Source organism: Streptococcus bouchesdurhonensis (genome assembly GCF_948472335.1).
The window spans coordinates 181,637-207,581 of the sequence record NZ_CAOKTW010000008.1 but is presented as its reverse complement, the minus strand read 5'-3'; the positions used below and the strand labels follow the sequence as shown (position 1 = coordinate 207,581).

General features: G+C 39.7%; 19 protein-coding genes and 9 pseudogenes. 3 read left to right on the top strand and 25 right to left on the bottom strand.

The features are described 5' to 3' along the window. Nucleotides 1-291: 291 nt before the first annotated feature. The 15 genes and pseudogenes from QMQ21_RS13920 to QMQ21_RS13855 all read right to left on the bottom strand — a co-directional run bounded on the left by QMQ21_RS13920 (nt 292) and on the right by QMQ21_RS13855 (nt 13,870). Complete coding sequence (locus tag QMQ21_RS13920; protein ID WP_000253751.1) at nt 292-858, bottom strand: hypothetical protein; 567 nt, start codon at nt 856-858, stop codon at nt 292-294. Continuing rightward, a complete protein-coding gene (locus tag QMQ21_RS13915; RefSeq protein ID WP_000778677.1) occupies nt 848-2,191 on the bottom strand; it encodes an AAA family ATPase in 1,344 nt (447 codons plus the stop codon). The genes QMQ21_RS13920 and QMQ21_RS13915 overlap by 11 nt, the downstream gene beginning before the upstream one ends. Nucleotides 2,192-2,297: 106 nt before the next feature. Continuing rightward, entirely contained in the window at nt 2,298-4,949 is a 2,652-nt protein-coding gene (locus tag QMQ21_RS13910) for a valine--tRNA ligase (RefSeq protein ID WP_000032163.1), read from the bottom strand. A 126-nt stretch (nt 4,950-5,075) separates the two neighbouring features. Continuing rightward, complete coding sequence (locus QMQ21_RS13905; protein WP_001002884.1) at nt 5,076-6,077, bottom strand: virulence RhuM family protein; 1,002 nt, start codon at nt 6,075-6,077, stop codon at nt 5,076-5,078. A 30-nt stretch (nt 6,078-6,107) separates the two neighbouring features. Further along, nucleotides 6,108-7,348 (bottom strand): annotated as a pseudogene (locus QMQ21_RS13900) (helix-hairpin-helix domain-containing protein). Between the two features lie 115 nt (nt 7,349-7,463). Further along, nucleotides 7,464-7,656 (bottom strand): annotated as a pseudogene (locus QMQ21_RS19540) (class I tRNA ligase family protein); the annotation flags it as partial. Between the two features lie 1,229 nt (nt 7,657-8,885). Continuing rightward, entirely contained in the window at nt 8,886-9,041 is a 156-nt protein-coding gene (locus tag QMQ21_RS13895; RefSeq protein WP_004237269.1) for a hypothetical protein, read from the bottom strand. A 30-nt stretch (nt 9,042-9,071) separates the two neighbouring features. Beyond that, nucleotides 9,072-9,269, bottom strand: coding sequence for a hypothetical protein (locus QMQ21_RS13890; RefSeq protein ID WP_007284866.1), 198 nt, complete (start codon nt 9,267-9,269; stop codon nt 9,072-9,074). Between the two features lie 295 nt (nt 9,270-9,564). Then, nucleotides 9,565-10,141, bottom strand: a pseudogene (locus tag QMQ21_RS13885) (DEAD/DEAH box helicase family protein). Further along, a complete protein-coding gene (locus tag QMQ21_RS13880) occupies nt 10,141-10,701 on the bottom strand; it encodes a GNAT family N-acetyltransferase (RefSeq protein ID WP_000085194.1) in 561 nt (186 codons plus the stop codon). Before QMQ21_RS13880 ends, QMQ21_RS13885 begins: the two are co-directional and overlap by 1 nt. Beyond that, a pseudogene (locus tag QMQ21_RS13875) lies at nt 10,688-11,265 on the bottom strand (flavin reductase family protein). Before QMQ21_RS13875 ends, QMQ21_RS13880 begins: the two are co-directional and overlap by 14 nt. Nucleotides 11,266-11,547: 282 nt before the next feature. Beyond that, the gene (locus tag QMQ21_RS13870) at nt 11,548-11,943 is read right to left on the bottom strand and encodes a helix-hairpin-helix domain-containing protein (RefSeq protein ID WP_000038630.1); all 396 of its coding nucleotides are present in this window, start codon (nt 11,941-11,943) and stop codon (nt 11,548-11,550) included. Nucleotides 11,944-12,038: 95 nt separating this feature from the next. Next, a complete protein-coding gene (locus tag QMQ21_RS13865) occupies nt 12,039-12,293 on the bottom strand; it encodes a DUF1912 family protein (RefSeq protein WP_000119707.1) in 255 nt (84 codons plus the stop codon). A gap of 10 nt (nt 12,294-12,303) precedes the next feature. Beyond that, nucleotides 12,304-13,638 carry a DUF438 domain-containing protein gene (locus QMQ21_RS13860; RefSeq protein ID WP_000752907.1) on the bottom strand — a complete coding sequence of 445 codons (1,335 nt, stop codon included), beginning with the start codon at nt 13,636-13,638 and terminating at the stop codon, nt 12,304-12,306. Beyond that, nucleotides 13,638-13,870 (bottom strand): annotated as a pseudogene (locus QMQ21_RS13855) (DUF1858 domain-containing protein). The gene QMQ21_RS13860 and the pseudogene QMQ21_RS13855 overlap by 1 nt, the downstream one beginning before the upstream one ends. Before the next feature lie 30 nt (nt 13,871-13,900). Here QMQ21_RS13855 and QMQ21_RS13850 point away from each other — a divergent pair. Then, nucleotides 13,901-14,032, top strand: coding sequence for a hypothetical protein (locus QMQ21_RS13850; protein ID WP_261814642.1), 132 nt, complete (start codon nt 13,901-13,903; stop codon nt 14,030-14,032). Between the two features lie 43 nt (nt 14,033-14,075). Here QMQ21_RS13850 and QMQ21_RS13845 read toward each other — a convergent pair. The 4 genes and pseudogenes from QMQ21_RS13845 to QMQ21_RS13830 all read right to left on the bottom strand — a co-directional run bounded on the left by QMQ21_RS13845 (nt 14,076) and on the right by QMQ21_RS13830 (nt 17,969). Beyond that, nucleotides 14,076-14,922, bottom strand: a pseudogene (locus QMQ21_RS13845) (IS630 family transposase). A gap of 40 nt (nt 14,923-14,962) precedes the next feature. After that, a pseudogene (locus tag QMQ21_RS13840) lies at nt 14,963-15,223 on the bottom strand (PaaI family thioesterase); the annotation flags it as partial. 69 nt (nt 15,224-15,292) lie between these two features. Then, nucleotides 15,293-16,772, bottom strand: a pseudogene (locus QMQ21_RS13835) (UDP-glucose--hexose-1-phosphate uridylyltransferase). Between the two features lie 18 nt (nt 16,773-16,790). Beyond that, complete coding sequence (locus QMQ21_RS13830; RefSeq protein ID WP_000189883.1) at nt 16,791-17,969, bottom strand: galactokinase; 1,179 nt, start codon at nt 17,967-17,969, stop codon at nt 16,791-16,793. A 163-nt stretch (nt 17,970-18,132) separates the two neighbouring features. Between QMQ21_RS13830 and galR the strand changes: the two genes are divergently transcribed. Further along, nucleotides 18,133-19,140, top strand: coding sequence for a DNA-binding transcriptional regulator GalR (gene galR, locus QMQ21_RS13825; protein WP_000212530.1), 1,008 nt, complete (start codon nt 18,133-18,135; stop codon nt 19,138-19,140). Between the two features lie 45 nt (nt 19,141-19,185). Here the strand turns inward: galR and QMQ21_RS13820 are convergent, their stop codons facing one another. The 3 genes from QMQ21_RS13820 to czcD form a co-directional block, all read right to left on the bottom strand. Continuing rightward, entirely contained in the window at nt 19,186-20,223 is a 1,038-nt protein-coding gene (locus QMQ21_RS13820; RefSeq protein WP_000833735.1) for a zinc-binding dehydrogenase, read from the bottom strand. Next, nucleotides 20,224-20,577 carry a stress response transcriptional regulator NmlR gene (nmlR, locus tag QMQ21_RS13815; RefSeq protein ID WP_001022631.1) on the bottom strand — a complete coding sequence of 118 codons (354 nt, stop codon included), beginning with the start codon at nt 20,575-20,577 and terminating at the stop codon, nt 20,224-20,226. Nucleotides 20,578-20,820: 243 nt separating this feature from the next. Next, complete coding sequence (gene czcD, locus QMQ21_RS13810) at nt 20,821-21,711, bottom strand: cation diffusion facilitator family transporter CzcD (protein WP_000645109.1); 891 nt, start codon at nt 21,709-21,711, stop codon at nt 20,821-20,823. 132 nt (nt 21,712-21,843) lie between these two features. Here czcD and QMQ21_RS13805 point away from each other — a divergent pair, with 132 nt between their 5' ends. Next, on the top strand, nt 21,844-22,380 hold the full coding sequence (locus tag QMQ21_RS13805) for a TetR/AcrR family transcriptional regulator (RefSeq protein ID WP_166735890.1): 537 nt from the start codon (nt 21,844-21,846) through the stop codon (nt 22,378-22,380). Nucleotides 22,381-22,545: 165 nt separating this feature from the next. Here QMQ21_RS13805 and pnuC read toward each other — a convergent pair whose 3' ends face one another. The 3 genes and pseudogenes from pnuC to QMQ21_RS13790 form a co-directional block, all read right to left on the bottom strand. Further along, nucleotides 22,546-23,352 (bottom strand): nicotinamide riboside transporter PnuC, encoded by an 807-nt coding sequence (pnuC, locus tag QMQ21_RS13800; protein ID WP_284525454.1) that lies wholly within the window; start codon nt 23,350-23,352, stop codon nt 22,546-22,548. Nucleotides 23,353-23,696: 344 nt separating this feature from the next. After that, nucleotides 23,697-25,216 (bottom strand): annotated as a pseudogene (locus QMQ21_RS13795) (ABC transporter permease/substrate-binding protein). Beyond that, a complete protein-coding gene (locus QMQ21_RS13790; RefSeq protein ID WP_000575218.1) occupies nt 25,209-25,937 on the bottom strand; it encodes an ATP-binding cassette domain-containing protein in 729 nt (242 codons plus the stop codon). The pseudogene QMQ21_RS13795 and the gene QMQ21_RS13790 overlap by 8 nt, the downstream one beginning before the upstream one ends. Nucleotides 25,938-25,945: the final 8 nt, after the last annotated feature.

Genomic DNA, 25,945 nt, shown 5'->3' with positions numbered 1-25,945 from the left:
AAACATTCATAATAAGTTCTATGAAGAAGTAATAAAAGAGTTATACTCAACATCCCATGCACTCATTTGTAATGCCTTTTGGATGAATGGTTTGATTAAATGAATAATTCTAGCTTGCATACTTATCAAACTCATAGGATACACCACTCTGAACTCGTTGGTTTGTTCAAATCCCCCAACACCTGAGAAGAAACTGCAATGTTGTACTTCTCAGAGCGGTTCGAACTTAGAGGGGTTGTTGTGTAGTGAGCTGGTTTTTAATCAAAGCTATAAAATTTTAGTATTTTAATTTTAACTGACTAAATTATTATTCTCTATAAATTCTATAAATTTTTCAGGGGGATATTTAAAAGATTCAATTCCATAAAAATCTTCTAAAGCCCTAAAATTTTCAACTTTATAAGGTGACTTACCACTTATTTTTGCCTGATGTTGTCTAATTTCATTTAAATGTCTTTTACCTTTTTGTGATTTAACTACAGTAACTGTCACTATTTTTTTATAATCAGTTTTTTGCAATCCATAAAAATTTTCTAGTAGGAACAAACTCGATAATATTTTAGCTCTAACGTTAGCATATGGAATATTTTTTGAATTCTTAAACTCTATTAAATATAATTTACTATCAGCATCTACAGGAAGAAGAGGCAGAATTGTATCTACAGATTGCCATTTATCAAAGCTATGTTTTTTAAAAATAATTTCTGAAATCTTATCAAAATTATAACAAGTATATTTAGAGTTTACCAAATTATAGTTAGAATCAGAATCATATGAGCAGGTTTTAATATCGCTACGACATTCAGAAAATCTAATATTAAAATCATGTAATATAGAGAAAATTATTTTACTCACCATCAAAATCCTCCGCTAGCTCCTCAAGGCGATTTAAAGGAACATACATTTGCTCATAAATCTTATCAATCGAGTCAGTAACATCTTCAATAGAACTATTAGCAAGATAATACTTAACAGAATCATTTGTATCATTTTTTTTGCTAAATATATCAATCGCTTCAACTAAATAAGGACTATGGGAATTGATTAAGATATGTAATCCAAATTCTTTCTGAAGTAATACTATAATTTCAGCAAATTTCAATTGCCATTCTGGATGTAAATGGACTTCTGGTTCATCTAAAATGAGTGTCCCATTTTCTCTAATCACACCATTTTCTAAAAGAGATTTAATTAAATAGAACGTTTTCATACCTGAAGAATAATTGATTATATTAAGTTTTTTTTCATCTTCCTCATCTTCTGAACTATTAACAATATCAGTCTTCAATATATGATTTATTTCATTAAACACCAAATTTAATCTGTCAGTTATCTTAGCTCGTAATGTGTAAGTGTTGTTTCTTTCATCTCTAAGCTGCTCCATTAAATGAGCATTATGATCCAATTTTAAATCAATTTTATTTAAAAATTCATTTAAAAATTTAGTTGAAAATTTATTTAAAAATTTAGTTGAAAATAAATTTTCAACTATTGCAGCAGCATCATCTATGTATACTACATCTGTTTTAAAATTTATCAATTTATCTGCAGTAGCTCTATTTTTGTTAACTTCAACATTTATTTGTTCATCTTTTATTCTTAAAGAAATTAGTCCTGTCAATGGGTCGTATATATTATTTATTTGATTATGAAATTCATCAGTTAAATGAGCAGTTAAAATTTGGTTAAAGATAGATTGGTCTGACTGAGATAGAATTTCTTTTATATTTTCAGATAAAACATTTAGGTCCAAATCCTTAATATTTAATACAAAGTATTTTGAATTTCGTTTATTGAATTCATTAATTGATTCAATGATACTCTTCTTAAGGGATTCGTTATTATGTTCACTATAATTTTTATCAAGAAATATCAATAAATTTTTTGAAATGATTTTTGTCAATTCTGTATAAAGGAAACTCGGAACGATTCTTCTAGCAATCCCTATTTCAGAATTATTTTTACGATTCATTTCGATATCAGAGAGATAGTCTTCTAAAAAATCATTAATTGCTTTAGTTCGATCGTTAGAAATTTTTTTTATAACATCATAATTGGCACTAAATATTGAAAATAAAGAACGACTTATTGTACTTTTTCCAGTGCCATTTTGACCTGCAATAACTGAAATTCCATTTATTTCAATTTCTGCATTCTTTACATTACCTATATTTTCTATTGTTAGTTTCATATATATTCTCCTTTCACCATGGAGGCAGTACTATCAGTTTAACACAAACTACATAAAAAAGCAGGTGTGAGGTGTAAATCATCTTCCAAGTATATCTCACTTCACACTACTTCACCAACTTCTTCATATCATCAATACGTGCAACTGTCGCGTCGTATTTGGCTTGGTAGTCGGCTTGTTTGTCGCGTTCTTTTTGGACGACTTCTGGTTTAGCATTGGCGACGAAGCGTTCGTTAGAGAGTTTCTTGCCCACCATATCTAGTTCTTTTTGCCATTTAGCCAGTTCCTTGTCGAGACGAGCCAGTTCTTCTTCGACATTGAGGAGGTCTGCCAGTGGCAAGTAGATTTCTGCTCCTGTGATGACGCTTGACATTGCGAGTTCAGGTGCAGGGATGTTTGATGCAATTTCCAAGTGTTCTGGATTTGTGAAACGTTTGATGTAGTTGACATTGCTGTTAAAGAAGGCTTCCAAGTCACTATCGCTAGTCTTAACAAGGATTGTGATTGGCTTACTTGGTGCTACGTTTACTTCCGCACGCGCATTACGAACGGCACGGATCAAGTCTTTGAGACTTTCCACACCAGTGTGAGCCGCAAGGTCTTCAAAGGCTAGATTAACAGTTGGGTATGCAGCTGTCACGATAGAGCCTTCTGAGATTTGTCCAAAGATTTCCTCTGTCACGAATGGCATGATCGGGTGAAGGAGACGAAGAATCTTATCCAAAGTATAAAGGAGAACAGAACGCGTGATGACTTTCTCTTCTTCGTTGTCACTATAAAGGACTTCCTTGGTCAACTCAACATACCAGTCCGCAAACTCATCCCAGATGAAGTTGTAGAGGATGTGTCCAGCCACACCAAACTCAAACTTGTCAAAGTTGGCAGTTGCTTTTCCGATGGTTTCATTGAGGTTGTGGAGAATCCAGCGATCTGTGACATTTCCAGCTTCCTTGTTGTCAACTTTTTCCACATTGGCAGTTGCTTGCTCAAGGGTCAAGCCTTCATTGTTCATGAGGATGTAGCGAGAGATGTTCCATATCTTGTTAATGAAGTTCCATGAAGCATCCATTTTCTCGTAAGAGAAGCGCACGTCTTGGCCTGGCGCAGAACCGTTTGAAAGGAACCAACGAAGGGCATCGGCACCATATTTCTCGATGACATCCATCGGGTCAATCCCGTTACCGAGAGATTTAGACATCTTGCGTCCTTGCTCGTCACGGATGAGACCGTGGATAAGCACGTTTTGGAATGGCTGACGACCAGTAAATTCCAAGGATTGGAAGATCATACGAGACACCCAGAAGAAGATGATGTCGTAACCTGTTACCAAGGTTGAAGTTGGGAAGTAACGTTTGAAGTCTTCTGAGTCAACATCAGGCCAGCCCATGGTTGAGAATGGCCAAAGGGCAGAACTGAACCAAGTATCCAAGACGTCTTCGTCCTGAGTCCATCCGTCACCTTCTGGAGCTTCTTCGCCAACGTACATTTCACCCTCAGCATTGTACCAAGCAGGGATTTGGTGACCCCACCAGAGCTGACGAGAGATTACCCAGTCATGGACATTTTCCATCCATTGGAGGAAGGTATCGTTGAAACGAGGTGGGTAGAATTCGACCTTGTCCTCTGTGTCTTGGTTGGCAATGGCGTTCTTAGCCAAATGGTCCATCTTGACGAACCATTGAGTAGACAAGCGTGGTTCAACCACAACACCAGTACGCTCTGAGTGACCAACACTGTGGACACGTTTTTCAATTTTAACGAGGGCACCGATTTCTTCCAACTTAGCAACGACTGCCTTACGAGCTTCAAAACGGTCCATGCCTGCAAATTCGAAGGCTAAGTCATTCATAGTACCGTCGTCGTTCATAACATTGACTTGTGGCAAGTTGTGACGTTGACCAACCAAGAAGTCGTTTGGATCGTGGGCAGGTGTAATTTTCACGACACCAGTACCAAACTCAGGATCTGCGTGCTCATCACCAACGATTGGGATCAATTTATTAGCGATTGGCAGAATAACGTTTTGACCAATCAAGTCCTTGTAGCGTGGATCTTCTGGATTTACCGCAACCGCAACGTCCCCAAACATGGTCTCAGGACGAGTTGTTGCCACTTCAAGGGCGCGTGAGCCGTCTTCCAGCATGTAGTTCATGTGGTAGAAGGCACCTTCGACATCCTTGTGGATAACTTCAATATCAGAAAGGGCTGTGCGTGCAGCTGGGTCCCAGTTGATGATGAATTCACCACGATAGATCCACCCTTTCTTGTAAAGGTCCACAAAGACCTTACGAACAGCTTTTGACAAACCTTCGTCAAGAGTGAAACGCTCACGAGAGTAGTCTACAGAGAGCCCCATCTTACCCCATTGTTCCTTGATAGTAGTGGCATATTCGTCTTTCCATTCCCAGACTTTCGTCAAGAAAGACTCACGACCCAAGTCATAGCGGGAAATACCCTCGCCACGCAAGCGCTCCTCAACCTTAGCCTGAGTGGCAATCCCCGCGTGGTCCATCCCTGGAAGCCAAAGGGTATCAAAACCTTGCATGCGTTTTTGACGGATGATGATATCTTGCAAAGTCGTATCCCAAGCGTGACCAAGGTGAAGCTTCCCAGTTACATTTGGTGGTGGAATCACGATTGAATAAGGCTTAGCCTTTTGGTCTCCTGAAGGCTTGAAAACATCGGCATCAAGCCATTTTTGGTAACGACCAGCCTCAACCTCGGCTGGATTGTATTTAGGTGAAAGTTCTTTAGACATGTGTTTGTCCTTTCTAGTTAATATCTTTAAATAAAATTAGTATGTAGAAGATATGCCTTGATTCAGCACATCTGATTTTTTCAGTATCTTCTATTAGTAAAAAAGAAACTGTATAAAAATTTTACATTAACTTTCTCTCATTATCTTCAGAATATGTTTATCAAAGTCCGATATAATTTTTTGAGTTCGGTTAAATTTTTCATACTCTTGGATGGCTTTTGAGTCTGCTTGTTTCTTGGAAATGCTTCCTTTTCCTTCTAAGATTTCATATTCATTAAAGGATAGAAAGCGATCAATACTATCTGCCAATCCTCGCATTGTAAACGTATTACGGCGCTCAACTAAACCCTCGATATAATCAAAATAGGCTGTAACAGTTCGCTCTAGTTGTCGAATTTCTTTTTCTTGCAAATAATTTTTGGCTACCGTTACATCTGATTTGAGCACTCGTCCATCAGGTGCATGTTTCCAAGTAGTTAATCCCATTTTTTCTTTACTAGCATCAGCTTGCTGATAGATAATTTCTGCAGCCGTACTTCCAGTAATTGCATAATGAAATTTATTTTGCACCATAGCATAGAAGTTTTTAGTAATATCCGAGTTTCGATCATAATCTATGGCACATTCGGCAAAGATATCCGTAATTTGTTGATAGATTCGGCGCTCGCTAGAACGAATAGAGCGAATTCGTTCTAAAAGTTCACGGAAATAATCTTGTCCGAAAACTGTCTGTCCTTGTTTCAAGCGTTCATCATTCAAAACAAAACCTTTGATGATAAATTCTTTCAAGGTCTTGGTTGCCCAAATTCTAAATTGAGTAGCCTTGCTGGAATTTACGCGATAGCCAACTGAAATGATAGCATCCAGATTGTAATATTCAAGTTCACGTCGGACAGTTCTATTTCCCTCTTGTTGAACCTGTGCAAATTTTGCACAAGTTGACACCTTATCCAACTCACCACTATCATAAATGTTTTTTAAGTGCTTTGTAATGACACTTCGTTCAACTCCAAAGAGCTCTGCAAGACCTTTTTGAGTCAACCAAAGATTTTCATCTTGTAAAAGGATATCTAGCTGAACGTCGCCATTTGGTGTAGTATACAGGATGAAATTAGAAATTTCATTCAAGACAATTTCACCTCCCCCTTCCATAAACAATTACTTCTCTTTCTTAAACTTTATGCCGTTTTCTTTCAGCTTTTTAACGGTTACAGGACCAATTCCCTTCAAAGCGAGAACTTCTTTTTCAGTCCATTTTTTGAAATCTGAAGATGTACGAATCCCATTTTCAACAAAGATGCGAACAAGATCCATCCGGATTCCCTTCATTTTTTCCTCGCTCATAAAGGAGTACCAGTCTGTAACCTGGGATAGATTTCTTAACACACTGGAATGATTCGAAAATACTGGTTTACGACGGAATTTCTTGGCTTCTTTTGTTAAAAATTCTGTTAAGATAATATTTTCTTGTAAATAGTCAAGCAGAGGATACAAACTAGCTTGTAGCGATTCAACTGAATTTGGACAATAGCATTCTTGTTCTTCAATGTCTAAAATATTGAATTGCCAGTCTTTCTCTATGAAGAATTCAACAGCTTCATCATTGATTTCCACTAATTTTGCAAATAGCTGACTGGCTTCCTCAATTTTTCCTTGAGAAAAAGCAGAGATGATGGCATGAATAAGGATGGTATCATCCCGCTTTCCTTTATTTAATTCTTCACAATAGAAACGTTCAACCTTTAATTCCTGACCAGTAATATGATACAAGGAAAGCATACAGAAGACAAAATTAGGAGGAAAACGTTCTGGTCGCTTACTTAAGTATAAGTTAACCAAGTCCAAAGCCTTAAAGTAAAATTTTTCTGTCATATAATATTCAATCAGAAACATCAGAGCAGACAGGATAGGGCGAGCTTCAAAATAATTCCAACTATTGTATCCGTTCATTTTCCATTTTTCTAAAACTAGAACTTCAAAATCCAGTACTTTTTTAAAGGTTGGTAAATCAAAATCTTTAACTTCTGATAAGAATAAGTGAAAATCAGCCGCAAAATAATCTGGATTGATCTTTAAAACTTGCTTTAACAGTTTATTTCGCTTTTGTGTATTTGGAGTATGCATAGCTTCTCTAAATAAAGCGTGATCCTGATTCCAATCAAAAGTCCTATTTTTTAGTTGGTAATTGATTAGCTGGACATCTGGATACTCTCCATGTTCATCAGCATATTGCATCACTGCTGTATGTAGTTCATCGAAATTTTGAATTTGTCGACGTTCTACAAAAGTTGGTTTTTTAGCCATTATTTCTGTCCAAGCAGCCTCTTCTTCAGAAATAATTTTGATATCCAACTTTTGCTGGCGTTTTAATTCTTTTTTCTATTTTTCTTTTTAGCCATCTATTTTCTCCTCTAACTCATTCTTCAATAGACCCGACTCAACTGGCTTAGATATCCTTTGGGACTCAGCTACAGGCTTGAATGGGAAATCTCAGTTTCTTTGTGATTCGTTTACTTTGAAAGTTATCCCCCAAGCGTGACTAAGGTAGAGTTTTTTCCAGTTACATTTGGTGGTGGGAATCACGATTGAATAAGGCTTAGCCTTTTGATCTCCTGCTTAAGCTTGAAAACATCCGTATCAAGGCATTTTTGTAACGACCAGCCTAAACATAGGATGGAGTGTATTTAGGTGAAAGTTGATTAGACATTATTTTTTCTCCTTTTATGAATATTTCTTTTATATCTACGATTTATTAATACACTGTGCATGTTGTCACGATACACGTAATATCCATTATGGGTGTTTAAATAGAAATACTGTAATAACCAAATTATAGCCTTCCCAATAACTAATGATAATATGAAACAAACGAAAATAATTATAGTTGAGGCAAATAATTCAGACATCCAATCAGCTGCGGGAGTTATAAATTCGACCAATTTCATCTTAATCTTTAAACCCCAAATAATTTCGGTTAACTTTGGAATAATACTCAACATTAATAGAGTAAGAAAACTATATAGTTGAGTTCGATAGAGGTGTCTATCCATTTTCTCAGTTCTTATTGGTTTTTTCTTATATTTTTTTGTATCAAATTGAGAATTTATTTCTCCAATTAGACTAGGAATTAATATTGGCAAAAACCAGGTTAAAGCATTTATTAATTCATTTTCAACTTGATTAAATATTGCTAACAACAATATACAGATTGTTCCAGTTAGCCATGATGCTATTACTTCTTTGTTATCTTTTGCACCATGTCTAATTAGATTATAATTCTCCACCAGAATATTAAATAAAGCGCAATAAATGAATTAAATATAAAAATGTCAGTTATTAAATCGGAATGAAAATCAATAGCTTTAGAAATAAAGTAATAAATATAGATATAATACCATAAAAACGAAATAATAAGCATCGTGGCATATACATTCCACAGTGTCTTTCCCTTTACGATATCTATTTTATTAACTTTTTGAAATATCTTGATTGATCCTACAGTTTTTATAACAGATAATACAAATGGTAATATTAAAAGTATTACAATGATAATCCAGTTATTTATGTGATTTTTACTTATGCCATAATTAATAAAAAAATATTGAGATAAGTTGATTAAAGTTGATTCAACTAGATTTAGGTTATAAAGAATGTAAGTCAAGATTCCGCAAAATATTCCATCCCATGCGTTCATAAAAGCTAAAGATTTAGTACTTTTAGTAAGAAAAACTCTAAACTTATTAAATCGATTTTTATAGTTAAACACATATATTAGTATCAAGGCAAATTGTAAAATTATAACTAATTTAAAATCGGTAAGACAGAATACAATTAGAGATATTATTGGAAAATACGTTAGCGCATACATAAGTATTTTCCAAGTTTGAGCAAAAAGATTCTTCAATCTATTGTCAGTATTAAAATAATACATTAATTTCAATCTTTGCCTCCTAAATCTAATCTAAAGGTTGGTAAATCAAAATCTTCAACCTCTGATAAGAATGGGTGAAAATCAGCAGCAAAATAATCTGGATTGATCTTTAAAACTTGTTTTAACAGTTCATTTCGCTTCTGTGTATTTGGAGTATGCATAGCTTCTCTAAATAAAGCATGATCCTGATTCTAATCAAAAATCCTATTTTTCAGTTGGTAATTGATTAGCTGAACATCTGGATACTCTCCATGTTCATCAGCATATTGCATCACTGTTGTATGTAGTTCATCGAAATTTTGAATGGTCCGACGTTCTACAAAAGTTGGTTTTTTAGCCAGTAGTTCTGTCCAGACAACCTCTTCTTCAGAAACGACTTTGATATCCAACTTTTGCTGGCGGTTTAATTCTTTTTCTATTTTTCTTTTTAGCCATCTATTTTCTCCTCTAACTCATTCTTCAATAAATCAAACTCTACCTCTGCTGTATTGGATATTCTTACGACCTCGGATACAGGCTTAAATGGGAAATCCCAGTTTCTTTGTGATTCGTTTACTTTGAAGGGTGTACTCCAAGCGCGATTAAGGTAGAGTTTTCCAGTTACATTTGGTGGTCGGAATCACGAACGAAAAAGATTGAGACTTTTGAACTTCTTGAGTCTTGAGAACGTCTTCATGAAGTTGTTTAGATATGTGTGTGTCCTTTCTCTATTGTATTCATTTTATTTTGAATTTGCTTAGCAGCTTCTTCTGCAGACAAATTCGTATTATTTATTTTAAGGTAGTGGTGCAACTCATTTAGTTGATGTTGGGAATTTAATTGAAGTGTTTCAGTAGTCTCCAAAATTTCTCTTTCAGATACCTCAATATGTCGTTTTAAGGGTTTGGCTTTAATCGATTCTCCGTTCGATTTCGACGTAAACGCTCTTCAAGACTTGTTTCCAACTCAACAAACAGAATCTCTTGATGAAAGTTATCCAATAAATCCTGAATTTGCTTTAAATACATCAGCTGGTACTGATTTGAAAAATCAATTACGTCAGTTAAAATTACTGATCGCTGATTTCTTGCACTTGCTCCAAGGAAAGAAAAGGTAATTCCACGAACAAATTCCCACATTTCCTCTGTAAAGTCCTGATAGATTTCTAGTGCAAAATCGATGGCTTGATGGTTATAAAAGAGGGTAGCATCTGTCAGTCGAGATAACTCTTGACCAATCGTCATTTTCCCAGAAACCGAGCCCCAATGATGAAAAGATGCATCAAATCACCTCCCACTCACTCTTCAGCAAACCATATATCAGACTGTCACAGCGGTTTCCTTGAACATCCTTTCTGTCCCTGATGCGAGCTTCGAGGGTAAAGCCAAGCTTTTCCGCGACTCGTTTACTTTGAAGGTTATATCCAAAGCAAGTTAGTTCAATCTTGTGAAGACCCAAATCTTTAAAGGCTAAGTCAATCAAGGCAAGCGCTGCTTCTGGCACATAACCTCGCCCCCAATAGTCTGGGTGTAAGGTATAGCCGATTTCCAGCACATCATCTTCATGGCGATGGTTGAAATCGACAGAGCCAACGATCTTATCCGTTCCTTTGACGACAATCCCGTAGCCTGCTGGGAGATTTTCCTTTTGATTACGCTCCGGAAGAATGTGCTCCAGATAATAAATCTCATCTTCCAAGGTCTTGACGGGTAGAAAGCCAGCTGGATAGGCAACCTCTGGCAAACTAGCGTAGGTATGGATATCCTCAGCATCTGCCACTGTACGAACTCGTAGGACGAGTCGTTCGGTTTCTAATCGTTCTGGTAATTCAGCTCTTGACATCCTTCATCCTCGCTTTCTTAATGAAGCTCCCCATAGGGTCTACTCGGTCATCTAAATAGCGATAAACGCGCTGGTGGCCATCCCCATAAAGTAAGTAGGTGCAAAACGGTCATTTCTAAAATGTCCCTTTTCATCCAAAAGTTCTGGGTCAACAAATCGCTCAACAATCTTAGCGAAAATATGACAAATTCCCTCTTCCTCATCAATCCTATCTACCTGACATTCTAACACGACTGGACAAACCTCTAAAATCGGTGCCTGAGTCCGTTCAGAAATCTCGTAGTCTAGCCCCAGGTGTTTCAATTTCTCTCGATGACTGATAAAACCAGCCTGCTCCATCTCGAGCATGAGATTTTCATCAGGGATATTCACGGTGAACTGTTGATAATACTTAATCTGCTCAGTCGCATTTTCTTCAGCACCAACACCAATGACTAGCCAATCTCCCAAGCTATAAGAGGAGCTACAGGTCGTAATATTGTGTCCAAAATTCTGATCCTGATACCCCAAAATGAAGATAGGAAAACCATAATAGAGTTTACTTGTTTTAAAAGATTGCTTCATAACAAGCTCCTTTGACTAAGACGCAAAAGAAAATCCCTGCCATCTACATGACAGGGACGAATGTGTTTATCCGCGGTACCACCCAATTTCGGGCCAAGCCCGCATCTTTAGTCTTTAAAATAAAAAGACAGAAATATTTCATTTTTTCAGTCATTAGCAACCAGTTTTGACACATTTGTGGACTTCTCAGCGCCGCCACTTTCTGTAAAATGTAGGATTCAAAACACCTCTAATGGCTCTATTGTAGCAAGTTTTTCTCGGAAATGCAAGACTCAAGAAAAATTACTTGAACTTGATGCCATTTTCTTTCAATTTCTTGATGGTAGCTGGGCCGATTCCTTTCAAGGCAAGGAGTTCTTTTTCAGTCCAGTTTTTGAAATCTGAAGCAGACTTGATTCCTTCATCATAGAAAGTCTTGGCACGATCAAGGGGAAGTCCACCCAAGTTTGCTGCAAAATCTTCTACAGAATTAACTACTTTTTGAGCTTGCTCTTTGGTAGCTTCTACTGCTTGTTCAACTTTTTTAGAAACAGCCTTACCAGCTGCGCTTGCTGACTGTTCTGCACGCTTCACGACTTTTTTTGTCTCATCTACAACTTTAGTCACAGTACTTGAAAAGGCACCTGCACGACGGAGACTATTTCGTAATTGTTTTTTACGATTGAGTTTCTTTGACATGATAAAATCCTTTCAATAAAAAATCCCTGCTCTGACAAGGATTTAATATAAATATTCTATCAAGATTTTAGTGAAAAATCAAGAACCTATCTCGTTTAATAATTTCGCTCACCAAACAAGCCTTCTGGCAAATCATGGAATCCCTTTCCTGCTTTGAAATTTTCAAACTTACCAAGCAAGAACTGATAAGCATCCAAACGACTTTCGTAGCGAATCATGGCATCTTTGGCACGTTCGTCTTGGTCTTCTTCGTAGACCTTTTGACTTTCCTTATGCGCCATGTCGTTGATCATGATTTGGGTATTGACCCAAGCTTCAAATTCCTTCATAAATTCTTGTTCGTAACTCATTTTTTCCTCCTTATTCTAATCCACGGAAATAGTCCGTGTCAATCTCACGGTAGGGCTGGATATCCTGAACGTATTCCAACACACCTTGGAATTCTCCGTTTTCATCGTGCACTGCAGCGTAGGTGATGTGGACAAACTTACCTCGCGACTCAGACTTAATCCACATTTCATACTTGTCCTTGGTTCCCTCACGAAGCCCCTTCATGATGGTTTTGACCTTGTCCAAGTACTTAGGTGGATGACAGAGTTCGACATTGCGCCCAACTTGGGACGGTGTTCGTTTGAAAATCATCTCATCAGCTGGCGTATTGTCATTGTAATACTGGAAAATATCGTCTTTATTGACAAAGGTAATTTCCATGGGGAGGTGATTGAGGATGAGATTAGCCTGCTCGACTGAAAGATAGCCATTACCAAAAGACTGCTGACTATGGCGGTCCAGCACTGCTTCCTTTTCCTTAGGGGTAAAGGTAATGGTAAACTGTCCTTCTGGCGTATCAATAACCTGCTGAACTTGACCCTCTGCCGTATCTAGCTGTACAGGCTCCTCTTCACTCTTTTCCTCAACAAAACTCTGGCGTTCTGGCACCCATTTCTCAGACGGACGGATAATAGCATAGCCATAGGCATCGCTCTCCTCCGCAATCTGAAGCCAGTCATCCTGAGTAAAGGACTCAAGGAGAATCATGAGAAGGATAGATTCTTCCTTGAAAATCATACTTTCAAACTCTGTCGCAAAAGCTTCAAAAGCTTCTTTTACGCTGCTAATTGACACTTCTGGTAGTGACTTGGCTGTCGCTAAAGCTGTTTGAAAGAGTTCCCTGATCTGATCATCCACTCCCCACATAACTTTTGGAGGTGAATCGTGTCCATAGCGCTCCATGATGGGGAAGAAGAGCTCTTCCTTACGTTGGTAATGGATGTCAAATTGCCCCAAAAGACCCATCTGACGCACCAAGCCCTTGCGCATCTCCGCCAGCATTTCTTCATCTTCCATAGACTCATAGGTATCCAACAATCTCCGAATACGAATCAAGGCCGCACGGAGGGCTAGATTTTCTTCTTTGAAAATCCGAACTGGGTGACCTGGGTGCTCGGTATCTGCAACTTCGACATCCTTAACAGCATTTTTAAAAAGATTGGCATGAACATCACAGAGTTCCATGACATCTTCAAAGGTGACACCTGAGTCTGAGTTCATCAGCTCGTGCTCCATAAGGGAAATCTCGATGGCTGAAACACCTGTAAAGGTCGCATCAAAGCGCTCCTGAACCGACTCAGGAGAGGAGCCATTATGCAATTCTAACAAAATATCCCGCAGGACATGAATTCGTTCATCTGCCATTAGTCTAACCCAATCACTTCGTAACCGTTTGCTTCCAGCGTGCGGACAATCTTGTCCATAGGAGTTCCTTCAAGCTTAGAACCTTGTTTGAGCGATACTTTACGACCAACTGTGTTGCGCATTAAGGGATTGGCAGGGGTTTAAAACCCAACTCCACTAGAATTTCCAAGACTTCTGGATGCTTGTCCACCACTTCTGCAACGGGAATTGACACATCGATGATATTGTCCATGACGACCTCCTTTGTATGTTCTAATACTCAATGAAAATCAAAGAGCAAACTAGGAAGCTAGCCGCAGGTTGCTCAAAACAGTGTTTTGAGGTTGTGGATAGAACTGACGAAGTCGATCAAAATACTGTTTTGAGGTTGCAGATGGACGCTGACCTGGTTTGAAGAGATTTTCGAAGAGTATAAAATGATTTTACTGCTTATATAGTCATTTAGTTTTAAAAAAGTGTTCCAAACATTCAAAAATAGTTGGGACTTCCCTTAATAAATCCGTCACTTTCTTTTTCAAGATAGCCCAAGCTTGCTCAATAGGATTCAAATCCTATGAATATGGCGGTAGAGGTAAGAAAAAGTGTTTATCTTGGATGCAGAGTTCATCCAAAATGTTCTTGGGATGAAAACTAGCATTGTCCATGACAATAACATGAGGTGTCTTCAAAGCAGGCAGGAGTTGCGTTTTGAACCACTCCACAAAGAAATCGCTTGTCCTGCTGTTCTTGTAAATCATGGGAGCTATAAACTCTCCGTCTACTTGTCCTGCAACAATTGAAGTTCGCTCAAAACGACGTCCGCTAATCTTTTCATAGACTTTCTCCCCTCTAGGAGCCCCTGCATAAGGACGATAGAGATAGCGGTCGATTCCTGTTTCATCAATATATACGATTGGTAAATCGTTTAGGTTATCCAAAATATCAAGAAACTCAGATACTTTCTCTGGGTCTTGTTCCTTAAAGCTCGTCATCTTTTTTTGAAGTGACCTTCATCTTCTTTAAAGCTGCCCATACTGAAGGAACAGCACAATTAAAATGTGCCGCAATTTCCCGTAAAAAAGCATCTGGATGAGCCTCTACAAAGGATTTCAATTCCTCTAAAGGAATCTTTCGGTTTTTGACGACTCGCTTTTTCCTCTCTAAGTGTCCTTGTTCACGTAAGTTCTTTTCCCACGTGAAGAGAGTTCTGACGCCAACATCAAAAACCTTGGCTGCCTCGACATGGCTGTGCCCCTCTTTGATGTAATCTAATGCTCGCTGTTTAAAATCTGTACTATATGCCATAGCTTTATTATAACATGCTTGTTTGAAACTAAGTAACTATAATAGTCAGCACATCGTCAAGTTTTCCTGATTTGAGGTAGTTGATAGAGGATTGGAGTGTCACTCCATCAAGCCCCAGAGATATGAGCACCAAACCGCTGATCTGGTCGCAAAGGGTAAAGAGATAACCACCATGGGCGTTGCCATAGTAGTTGAGCGACGAGTCCACTACTTTGGTCGTCACCACAACGTGACCATCTCTCATTTGTTCAATTTCGTAATTTTCAAAGGCAGATATAGCGTCAAAATGAAAGTCTTTCATCGTTTCCTCCTGATATTTCAAACGACACTATGATACTACTTTTTATAGGACTGTGCAAGGAGAAAGCTCCTAGTCTGGCAAAATTCCGACCTGCTCTACAAAGCGCATAAAGGCTGCCTGTCCTTGCTCCGTCTGCTTATAGACTCCTGCATCCTCAAGTACACGCGCAAAAATTGCACCCACAGAGTCCTTGACGATTTCAAGGGCTTTTTCTTTATCTGTTAGATCTGGATGTTGGCCTTTGAGTTGGTCTGCCCATTCCTGATGATAGTCGGCAACTGTATCAGCTTCTCCTACAAGATAGCTAGCGACTTGCTCCACTTCTTCTTTCAGACGTGGTGGCAAGATTGCCAAGCCCATGACCTCAATCAAGCCGATATTTTCCTTCTTGATATGTTGGACATCCTTGTGGGGATGATAGATGCCATCTGGATGTTCTGCAGAAGTCTGATTGTCTCGCAAGACCAAGTCCAACTCAAACTGTCCATCGCGTTTGCGGGCAATGGGTGTAATGGTATGGTGTGGTGTTCCATTACTTTCTGCCAAGACTTGCACTCTTGGATCTGAATACTGGCGCCATTCCTGCAAAATCTTATCAGCCAAGTTGATCAAATCTTCTTTGGAATCCGAAGTCAAACGCAACACTGACATTGGCCACTTGACAATCCCAGCCTTGACCTGATTAAAACCAGTAAAAGAGAAAGTCTTTTGCAAGGGAGCCAATTCCATAGGAAATACGTGACGGCCTCCCTGATAGTGGTCATGAGTCAGAATAGAACCTCCCACAATCGGCAAGTCGGCATTAGAGCCCGCAAAATATCCTGGAAACTGCTCTACGATAGCCAACAAACGTTCAAAGCTCTGACTGCTAATCGTCATGGGACAATGCTGGCCATCTAAAAAGATACAGTGCTCATTAAAATAAGCATAGGGCGAATACTGGAAGCCCCACTCCTGACCAGCCATTTCAAAACGGATAATTCGGTGATTGCTACGGGCTGGGTGGTTGACCCGACCATGGTAACCTTCATTCTCTAGACAAAGTTGACACTGAGGATAATTACTAGCTTGCACCAACTTGGCTACCGCAATCTCTTTCGGATCCTTTTCAGGCTTAGAGAGATTGATGGTAATTTCAAGTTCTCCATAATCAGATGGAACACGATGCGATATTTTTAGCAATGGCCTTGAGTTTGATGTAATCATTTTTCTGACTGAGTTGATAAAAATCCTCTATCGCTTGCTCAGGAGAGTGGACATAGGCTTCCCAGAAGTCACGATTGACCTGACTCGGATAAGGAGTCACCAAGTCCATCAGTTCAGTACCAAGGATTTCACGCGCAGTCTGACTATCCTCAATCATCTCTAATCGAACGGCTTCCTCAACTAGCTGGTCCTTGAGGTCAATCAATTTATCCAGATTGGTCTCAACTTCCAAAACACCTTCTCCCACTCGTGCCAAAACACGGTTGGTCAGGTAGATTCGATCCATTTCCTCAAATGAACTTTCAGAAATGACATGTGTTACAAATTTATCTACTAAGATCACTATAGAGCCTCCTTTTGACTAGTCAAGGACGCGAGTGCCACCTGCAACTTCAGCGATATAGAAGCTTGGAGCGTATCCAACTACTTCCTCGTAGTGTTTGCCTACAGCTTCCTTAAAGGCCTCAACAGCATCTTTTTGCACCAAGGCAATGGCACAGCCGCCAAAACCTGCCCCTGTCATGCGAGCACCGAGAACGCCTTCTTGTGCCCAAGCTGTGTGAACAAGAGTATCCAATTCCAAGCCAGTTACTTCATAATCATGCTCCAGAGAAACGTGAGAGGCATTCATCAAACGACCAAATGTTTTCAAATCTCCTGCTTGAAGGGCTGCTTGAGCTTTGAGGGTACGTTGGTTTTCAAGCACAGCATGGCGAGCACGTTTCAAACGATTTTCATCTTTAATCAGATAGCTGTATTGGTCAAAGGCCCACTCGTCCAATTCACCCAAGGTCTGAATATCTAAGGCTGCTTGCAATTCTTCCACTGCTTTTTCACACTCAGCACGACGTTCATTGTATTTAGAGTCCGCCAATTCACGGCGCTTGTTAGTGTTCATGATAACAACGACATTGTCCTTCAAATCAAGTGGTACCAAATCATACTCTAAAGTGTTAGTATCTAGGTAAATAGCACGTTGGTCAGCCCCCATACCGATAGCAAATTGGTCCATAACGCCAGAGTTGACTCCGATAAAGTTGTTTTCTGTTTGTTTTCCGATTTTAACCAAATCGAGACGGTCTAGTTTTAAATCAAAGAGATGCTCTGCCACGACCCCTGTCAAGAGTTCCAAGGATGCTGATGAAGACAAGCCAGCACCATTTGGGATATTCCCATAAACATAAAAATCAAAACCTTTGTCAATCACGTGCCCAGCTTCTTGCAAGAAATGAAGAACCCCTTTTGGATAGTTAGTCCAGCCGTGCTCTTTTTCAAACTTAAGGTCAGCAAGAGGCACTTCTATGATACCCTTGTCCTCAAAGTTAGCTGAGTAGAAACGTAAAACTTGGTCGTCACGCTTGCGAGCTGCACCGTAAGTTCCCAAGGAAATGGCTGCTGGAAATACATGTCCACCATTATAGTCTGTGTGCTCACCAATCAAGTTGATACGACCTGGTGAAAAGAATGTTTGGTCTGCTTCTTGACCAAAAACAGCAAGAAAGTCTTTGCGAAGTGCTTCAGTAGTAAGATCTTGTGTCATATGATTTCTCCTTTTACTGTCCGTTAAGTCGTCTTAACGTGTAATCGTTTTCTTCTATTGTATCCAAGGGATTTCCCAAGGTCAATCCTTTTTACTAAAATTTTACTAAATTATCAGTAAAAGCAGAAAAATATGATATACTAACCTTAAAGAAGGAGGATTTATGGCTACCTTAAAAGACATTGCACAGCTAGCCTCTGTCTCTATCGCGACCGTATCCCGTGTCCTAAACCGCGACCAGAGCCTATCTGTTACAGAAGAAACCAGGCACCGTATTTTAACCGTTGCTGAAGAGCTGGGCTACACCAAGCACCTCAAGACAGGCGAGTCCCACAAGCCCAAGCAAAAGATTGCCATTATCCAATGGGTCAGCGAACAAGGGGAGCTGGACGACCTCTACTACTACCAGATTCGCCTAGGCATAGAAAAAAGAGCTCAAGAGTTGGACTACGATATCTTGCGCTATTTTAATGACCATCCTTTTACCCTAAGCGAGGAAGTGATTGGAATTCTCTGCATCGGAAAATTTAGCCGAGCTCAGATTTCTGCCTTTGAAGAATACCAAAAGCCTCTTGTATTTCTAGACAGTGATACACTTTCCATGGGACATACCTGCATTATTACGGACTTTTACACTGCTATGAAACAGGTTGTCGATTATTTCCTCAGTCAAGGGTTGAATCGCATTGGGATTCTAACAGGGCTTGAGGAAACAACTGATCAAGAAGAAATCATTCAGGACAAGCGGCTGGAAAATTTTAGAAACTACAGTCAAACAAAAGGAATCTATCATGATGAACTGGTCTTTCAAGGAAGCTTTACTGCCCAGTCTGGCTATGACTTGATGAAGGAAGCCATTCAGAGCTTGGGAGACCAACTCCCACCAGCATTTTTCGCAGCCAGCGATAGTTTAGCCATCGGTGCCCTCCGTGCCCTCCAAGAAGCTGGAATCAACCTGCCAGACCGTGTCAGCCTCATTTCCTTTAACGACACCAGCCTGACCAAGCAGGTTTATCCTCCCCTCTCCAGCATCACAGTTTATACTGAAGAAATGGGGCGAGCAGGTATGGATATTCTTAACAAAGAAGTACTCCACGGTCGGAAAATACCTAGCCTGACCATGTTGGGAACCAAACTGACATTAAGAGAAAGTACCCTAAATCAAGAATAGGATAACATAAAAAACGAATAGAGTTCTAAAACTCCTATTCGTTTTTTATTCGATTACAATCATAGACTTAATTGTCTTACGTTCATCCATATCTTTGTAGGCTTGGTCGATATCTTCCAGTTTATAACTTGAAGTAAAGACGCGACCTGGATTGATATCACCATCAAGGACGGCTTTTAGTAAAAATTGCTTATCGTATGTTGTAGCAGAAGCTGCCCCACCTGCTACAGAGATATTTTGCATAAATGTCGAACCAAGAGCACGATTATTATAGTGTGGGACTCCTACAAAGCCCATACGCCCTCCATTATGAAGAACACCTAGCGCCTGTTCTATAGCAGCCTCCGTACCAACACATTCAAGTGCTGCGTCTGCTCCTCCACCGAGGATTTCACGCACCTTGGTAATTCCTTCTTGACCACGTTCTGCAACAACAGCTGTCGCACCTGACTCCATAGCCATCTTTTGACGGTCTTCATGACGGCTCATAAGGATAATTTGTGATGCTCCACGCATCTTAGCCGCGATGACAGCACATTGACCAACAGCCCCATCACCGATAACAACAACCTTGTCCCCTTTTTGAACATTTGCAACACGCGCCGCATGATAGCCTGTCGGCATGACATCTGCAAGAGTCAAAAGGGACTTGAGCATCCCTTCTGTATAGTCAGAAGGTTGACCAGGGATTTTAACCAGCGCCCAGTTTGCATAGTGGAAGCGAATATATTCTGCCTGAAAATCACCCCCCAAATTATTGCCAATATGATTGTCGCAAGAACCGTCAAATCCAGCAAGACAGGCATCACACTCACCACATCCATGTGTAAAAGGGACAATCACAAAATCACCTGGTTTCACCGTCGTAATGGCTTCCCCAGCTTCTTCAACAATCCCAATCGCTTCGTGTCCACTATTTTTGTGTCCAGCTTTCGTTTCTGGATTACGGTACCTCCATAAATCTGAACCACAAACGCACGCACGAACCACACGAATAATCACATCATCCGCTTCTATTATTTGCGGACGTTCAATGCTAGCAAGTCCAACCTGACCTGCCTTTGTATATACTGCTGATTTCATTTAAAATTTTCCTTCCTTATAAAGTTTAATTTTGAGATTTAAGCGATTTAAAGCCGTCTGTAACTGAGACAAGCGCTCCTCTAATTTTTTCTTTTCCTCTTCTAAAATACCAAGCCTCTCCTCTCGCGTTTCATCCCCCTTTTGGTAGAGCGACATATAGTCAACTAAACTGTCTACAGAGACACCTGTCGAACGAAAACACTTAATAAATTCCAGCGCTTCTATATCCTGATCTTGAAAATCACGAATCCCAGTTGCAGTACGAGTAATCGGTGGCACAAGACCAACCCGTTCATAATACCGAATCGTATCCGCTGAAATTCCCAACAAATCACTGGCAGATTTAATATTCATAGGCTAACCTCCTCTCCTTTCATTCACTGAGTTTAAGCTACTCTAACTCACTTATCTTATTATATAACTTTGAGTTGACTCCAAGTCAAGCATTTTGCACCTAATCGAAAAATTTTTATCATTAACAATCATATATCTGGAGTTTATACAATGCTCTTCTCTTACCAATTTTTGAAATATTTAAATAATAAAGAAATTACTCTATTCCAAATAAGATAGTACCCAAGTATTTTTCACTTTTTTCTAATGTTGATGCTCATAACTCCGTTCCAAGTCACACACCTTTCGCTTATGGGTTTGGTGAGTTTCTAGGTCAGCATCAATTTCAATGGTAATATTTTGAAAACCACAATCTTTTAGGAAAATTCGAATAGACTCTTTACAAGTTTCCATATGTTCCATTTCTTTTAGACAAACATGGACAATGGCATTTTTTTCCAAAGCATCCATAGTCCAGAGATTAAGCTGATTAAGGCTGGCCACATTGTCCAATCGCTCCAGGCCACTCTTTACTTGCTTGATATCAAGACCTTCTGGCACAGCATCCAAGAAAATCTTGAGTGTAGACCAAAAACGTGGAAGGGTTTTTGAAAGAATAAAGAAAGAAATGACAAGGGACAAAAGAGGATCTAGGATATACCAGTCCGTAAATCGAAGAACAATCGCCATCAGGATAACAGCTACCCACCCTAGCGTATCTTCCAGAAAATGCAAACTCAGAATAGACTCATTCTTTGTCTTTCCCTTACCAACCACCAGACTCGCTAACAGATTGATAGTAATCGCAATAATTCCTAACCAGAGAATCCCCTCATCATTGACTGGTTGCGGATGCAAAATCTTCGTGACATTTTCCAAAATGACTAGAACAGAGCCCGTTACGAGAATCACAGCTGTTACCAAGGCTCCTAGCAGGCTAAACCGCTTATAGCCCAAGGTGTACTGATTGTCTTCTTCACGATTGGAGATTGTTTCTAGAAAAGCTGATATTCCAATTGCAATCGCATCTCCCAAGTCATGCACAGAGTCAGCAAGAACAGCGCTAGAACCAAATACTCCACCTGCAATAAACTCAACAATGGCATAAGTCAAATTTAAGAAAAAAGCCACCCAAACAGCATATTTTGCCTTCATATTTCTCATTCCTTTGTTATAATAGATTTATGAACACCTTGTTCATTATCATTATCCACTAAAACTCAAAGAAAGGATAGAAGCAAAACGTCAGCTTTATTCAGTTCTGAACAATTTGCCTTAAGTGTCCATATGACTAACATTGACCGCCGTATCAGCAAAACCAAAAAAGCCATCTATCAAGCTTTTATACAACTTTTGAATGCTAAGGGTTACGAGGTCACTACTGTTCAGGATATCATTGATCTCGCAGATGTGGGACGATCCACCTTTTACTGTCACTATGAGAGTAAGGAGCTTCTTCTGGACCAGCTCTGCCGCTACCTCTTCCATCATCTTTTTGAAAGAGAGCAAGCCATTTCAACCGAAGATTACCTAGCCCACCTCTTTCTGCATTTTCAGAAAAACCAAGACCATATCACCAGTCTACTATTCTCCAAAAATGACTATTTCCTCCGTCAACTACAGAGAGAGCTTGAGCACCACGTCTATCCCATGCTGGCTGCTGATTTGAAGCAAACTCACCCAAGTCTACCTACTTCTTACCTCCAACACTTGGTCGTGTCCAACTTTATCGAGACATTGACCTGGTGGCTCAAAAAAGGTCAAGATTTCACAGACCAGGAAGTTGTCCAATTTTATCTAGACCTTCTCATTCCTAAAAATTGAATATAGAGTAAAGCTCAGTTGTCTTATTTCTAGGTTACTGAGTTTTTTATCTTTTCAACAACAAAAGAGGACCCGCCGATCCTCTTTTTCATACTATAAATCCTTGATTATCAACTATATCTGTTTTAATCGAAATCTCAAAACAGCACTTTCAAACATCTTTTCCTAGTTAAGTAAATCAGTATTCTGCTTAGCTGCCTTGCTCCATTTATACCAACCAACTAGACTGTTAATGAGATAAATTAGATATTTCCCTTGAATTTGCAGGCTTTCTCCCCACCAGAGATAGATTGAAAAGACATTGGTAGCCGCCCAGAATATCCACTGTTCACGGTAAACAGCTGTCATGAGGATTTGCCCTACCCCATTGGTTGCATCTGTGATTGAATCACGATAGGGACGATTGGCACCAATAGACTGATAAATGAAGCCAAAGGCCAACCACCAAAGCACACTAATGGAAAGATACTTTGTCCAGCCCTTGCCGTCCAGTTTACGCGCGACAAACTCCTGCTTTTCCTTCTTAAACTGTGCCTGATAAATCCAAACTAGAAGTCCAATTGGCTGCATGACTGTGAAGTAAAGTGTCGTCAGCACCTCACCATAAAAGCCTTTCTGTAGGGCCAAAATAAGGTAAATAACAGAGTTAATCAAGCCAAAAAGATAATTACTTGCTCGACCTTCCGATACAAAGATTACACAGATAATCCCTGTCAAGCTACAAATCATCCCAATCCAGTCAACAATACGATGTTCGTAAACCAACTCCAGCCAGAAAGGAAAACTTCCTAAAACCAGCAAATAAATCCACTGGGCAAAACTACGATGGGCAAAGAGGTCATCCCAGATAGCCTTCATAGTTCCTGAAAATCCTAAATCAGCCATAGCCGCAACCATACGACGGTAACCACCTGACATTTCACCTAGGGTTGTTTTGATATTTTCAATTTTCTTTTGCAAATAAGTATGCATCATTTCTCCTTTTGTTTTTAAAGAGCCGTGTCTGGATAGACTTTCGGACGCAACGCTCTATTAGATAATGAACTGCCTATACACAAGATTTCTAACCTTAGTCGACATGAGCTGAAACCCCTTATTTGTTAAGTAGTTCACAAAATATTATACACCTATTTTATGAATAGTCAACTGTCTTTACAGTAAAATTTTAGAAAATCATGAAAATTTTCTCTTTCTTTCCATTTTAAGTGACATTCAGTCATTCTCACATCAAAAAAGCCCAGACGAAATTGTCTGAGCATTCTTTTATCTAGTCGTTTAAGGAAGTTGAGTTCAGTATGTTTAAAGTCTCTACCCCATCATTTCTTCAACAAACCTTGTTCTTGTAGAAATTCCTTGGCTACTTGTTCTGCTGACTTGCCTTCAACACCGACTTGATAGTTGAGCTGGCTCATCTGGCTTTCAGTAATTTTACCAGCCAATTTATTGAGAACTGTTTCCAACTCTGGATGTTTCTTGAGAAGAGCTTCTTTCATCAGTGGAGCCCCTTGATAAGGTGGGAAGAGTTGTTTGTCATCGTCCAATACCTGTAAATCATAACGTGCCAACTCTGCATCGGTTGAATAGGCATCCGTGATTTGAATATCACCTGACTGAATTGCCTGATAGCGAAGGGCTGGCTCCATGGTCGCCACATTAAGATTGAGACCATACATTGACTGCAAGCCCTTATTTCCGTCTTCACGGTCATTAAACTCGAGAGTAAAACCTGCCTTCAGCTGCCCTTCCACTTTTTTCAAGTCCGAAATGGTCTTCAAGCCATATTCTTGAGCAATCTTTTTCGGAACAGCTACAGCATAGGTATTTTGATAAGACATGGGTTTGAGATAGGCTAGATGATCCTGTTTGGCAATACCATCACGCGCTACATCATAAACCTGCTCTGGCTCATGACTCACTTTCGGTGATGGCTGAAGTAAACTTTCAGTCACCGTTCCTGTAAATTCAGGATAGATGTCAATATCGCCTTTTTTCAGAGCTTCATAGAGAAAGCTTGTTTTCCCAAAATTTGGTTTAACAGTCGCAGTCATACTGGTATTTTCTTCAATGAGGAGCTTATACATATTGGCCAAAATTTCTGGTTCTGGACCCAATTTCCCAGCAATGACCAAGTTCTCTTTCTCTTTTTGAGCTAAGAGGGCTGGGCTATAAGACAAACCAAGCAATATGGTCACCAAGGCAAAACCAGAAAAAATCGTCCGCAATTTTGCTTTTTCCATCACTTTTAGTAGGAAGTTAAAGGCAATGGCAAGCACTGCTGAAGAAAGGGCCCCAATCAAAATCAGACTGGCATTATTACGGTCAATTCCCAAAAGGATAAAGGAACCTAGTCCCCCAGCACCAATCAAGGCAGCCAAGGTTGCCGTACCGATAATCAACACTGCTGCCGTCCGAATCCCAGACATGATAACAGGCATAGCCAGTGGAATTTCAAACTTCTTGAGTCGCTCCCATCTAGTCATCCCAAAGGCAATCCCAGCCTCTTGCAGACTCGGATCAATTCCCTTGAGTCCAGTGATGGTATTTTGTAAAATCGGAAAGATCGCATAAATTACTAGTGCTGTCAAAGCCGGCAAGGTTCCAATTCCCATCAAGGGAATAAAGAGCCCCAACAAGCCAGAGACGGGATGGTCTGGAAAATCCCTGCAATCTGTAAGACCCAATCCGCCAACTTCTCATGATAGCGAAGATAAACAGCCAAGGGAATCGCAAGCAAAATAGCTAGTAACAAGGTCAAAAGTGACAACTGCAAATGTTGAGATAGAGCTGTCAACCAATCACTAAAACGATCCTGAAAAGTTGCAATTAAATTAGTCATGAACACTACCTCCAAACAAGTCTGCTACAAAGTCTGTTGCAGGAGCTTTTAAAATGGTCTCGGGATTCGCCACCTGACGAATCTCTCCATCCTGCAAGACAGCAATACGGTCCGCCAATTTCAGAGCTTCATCCGTATCATGGGTTACAAAAATAGTTGTCATCCCAAATTCTTTATGCAATTCTTTCGTCAGAACCTGCAACTGTTTTCTCGAAATAGCATCCAAGGCTGAAAACGGCTCATCCATGAGGAGAATCTTAGGCTGACCAATCATGGCACGGACAATACCGACCCGTTGCTGTTCTCCACCAGATAATTCACTCGGAAGTCGATGCCCATACTCGGCTACTGGTAAACCAACCTTAGCCAAGAGCTCTTCTGTTTTCTGAGCAATTTCTTCCTTAGTCCAGCCCTTCATCTCAGGAATCAGGGCAATATTTTCCTCAACCGTTAGATTGGGAAAGAGAGCAATGGCCTGTAAAACATAACCAGTAGACAGACGAAGCTCCCGCTCGTCATAGTCTTTGATGCGCTTGCCATCCATATAAATATTTCCATCAGTCGGTTCCAAGAGACGGTTAATCATCTTAATCATGGTCGTCTTACCGGATCCAGAAGGCCCAACTAAAACCATAAATTCCCCATTATCAATCCGTAAATTGACATCTCTCAAGACATCTTTTTCTGTGTAGCGCAAGGCTACATTTTTGTATTCAATCATTCTTTGTC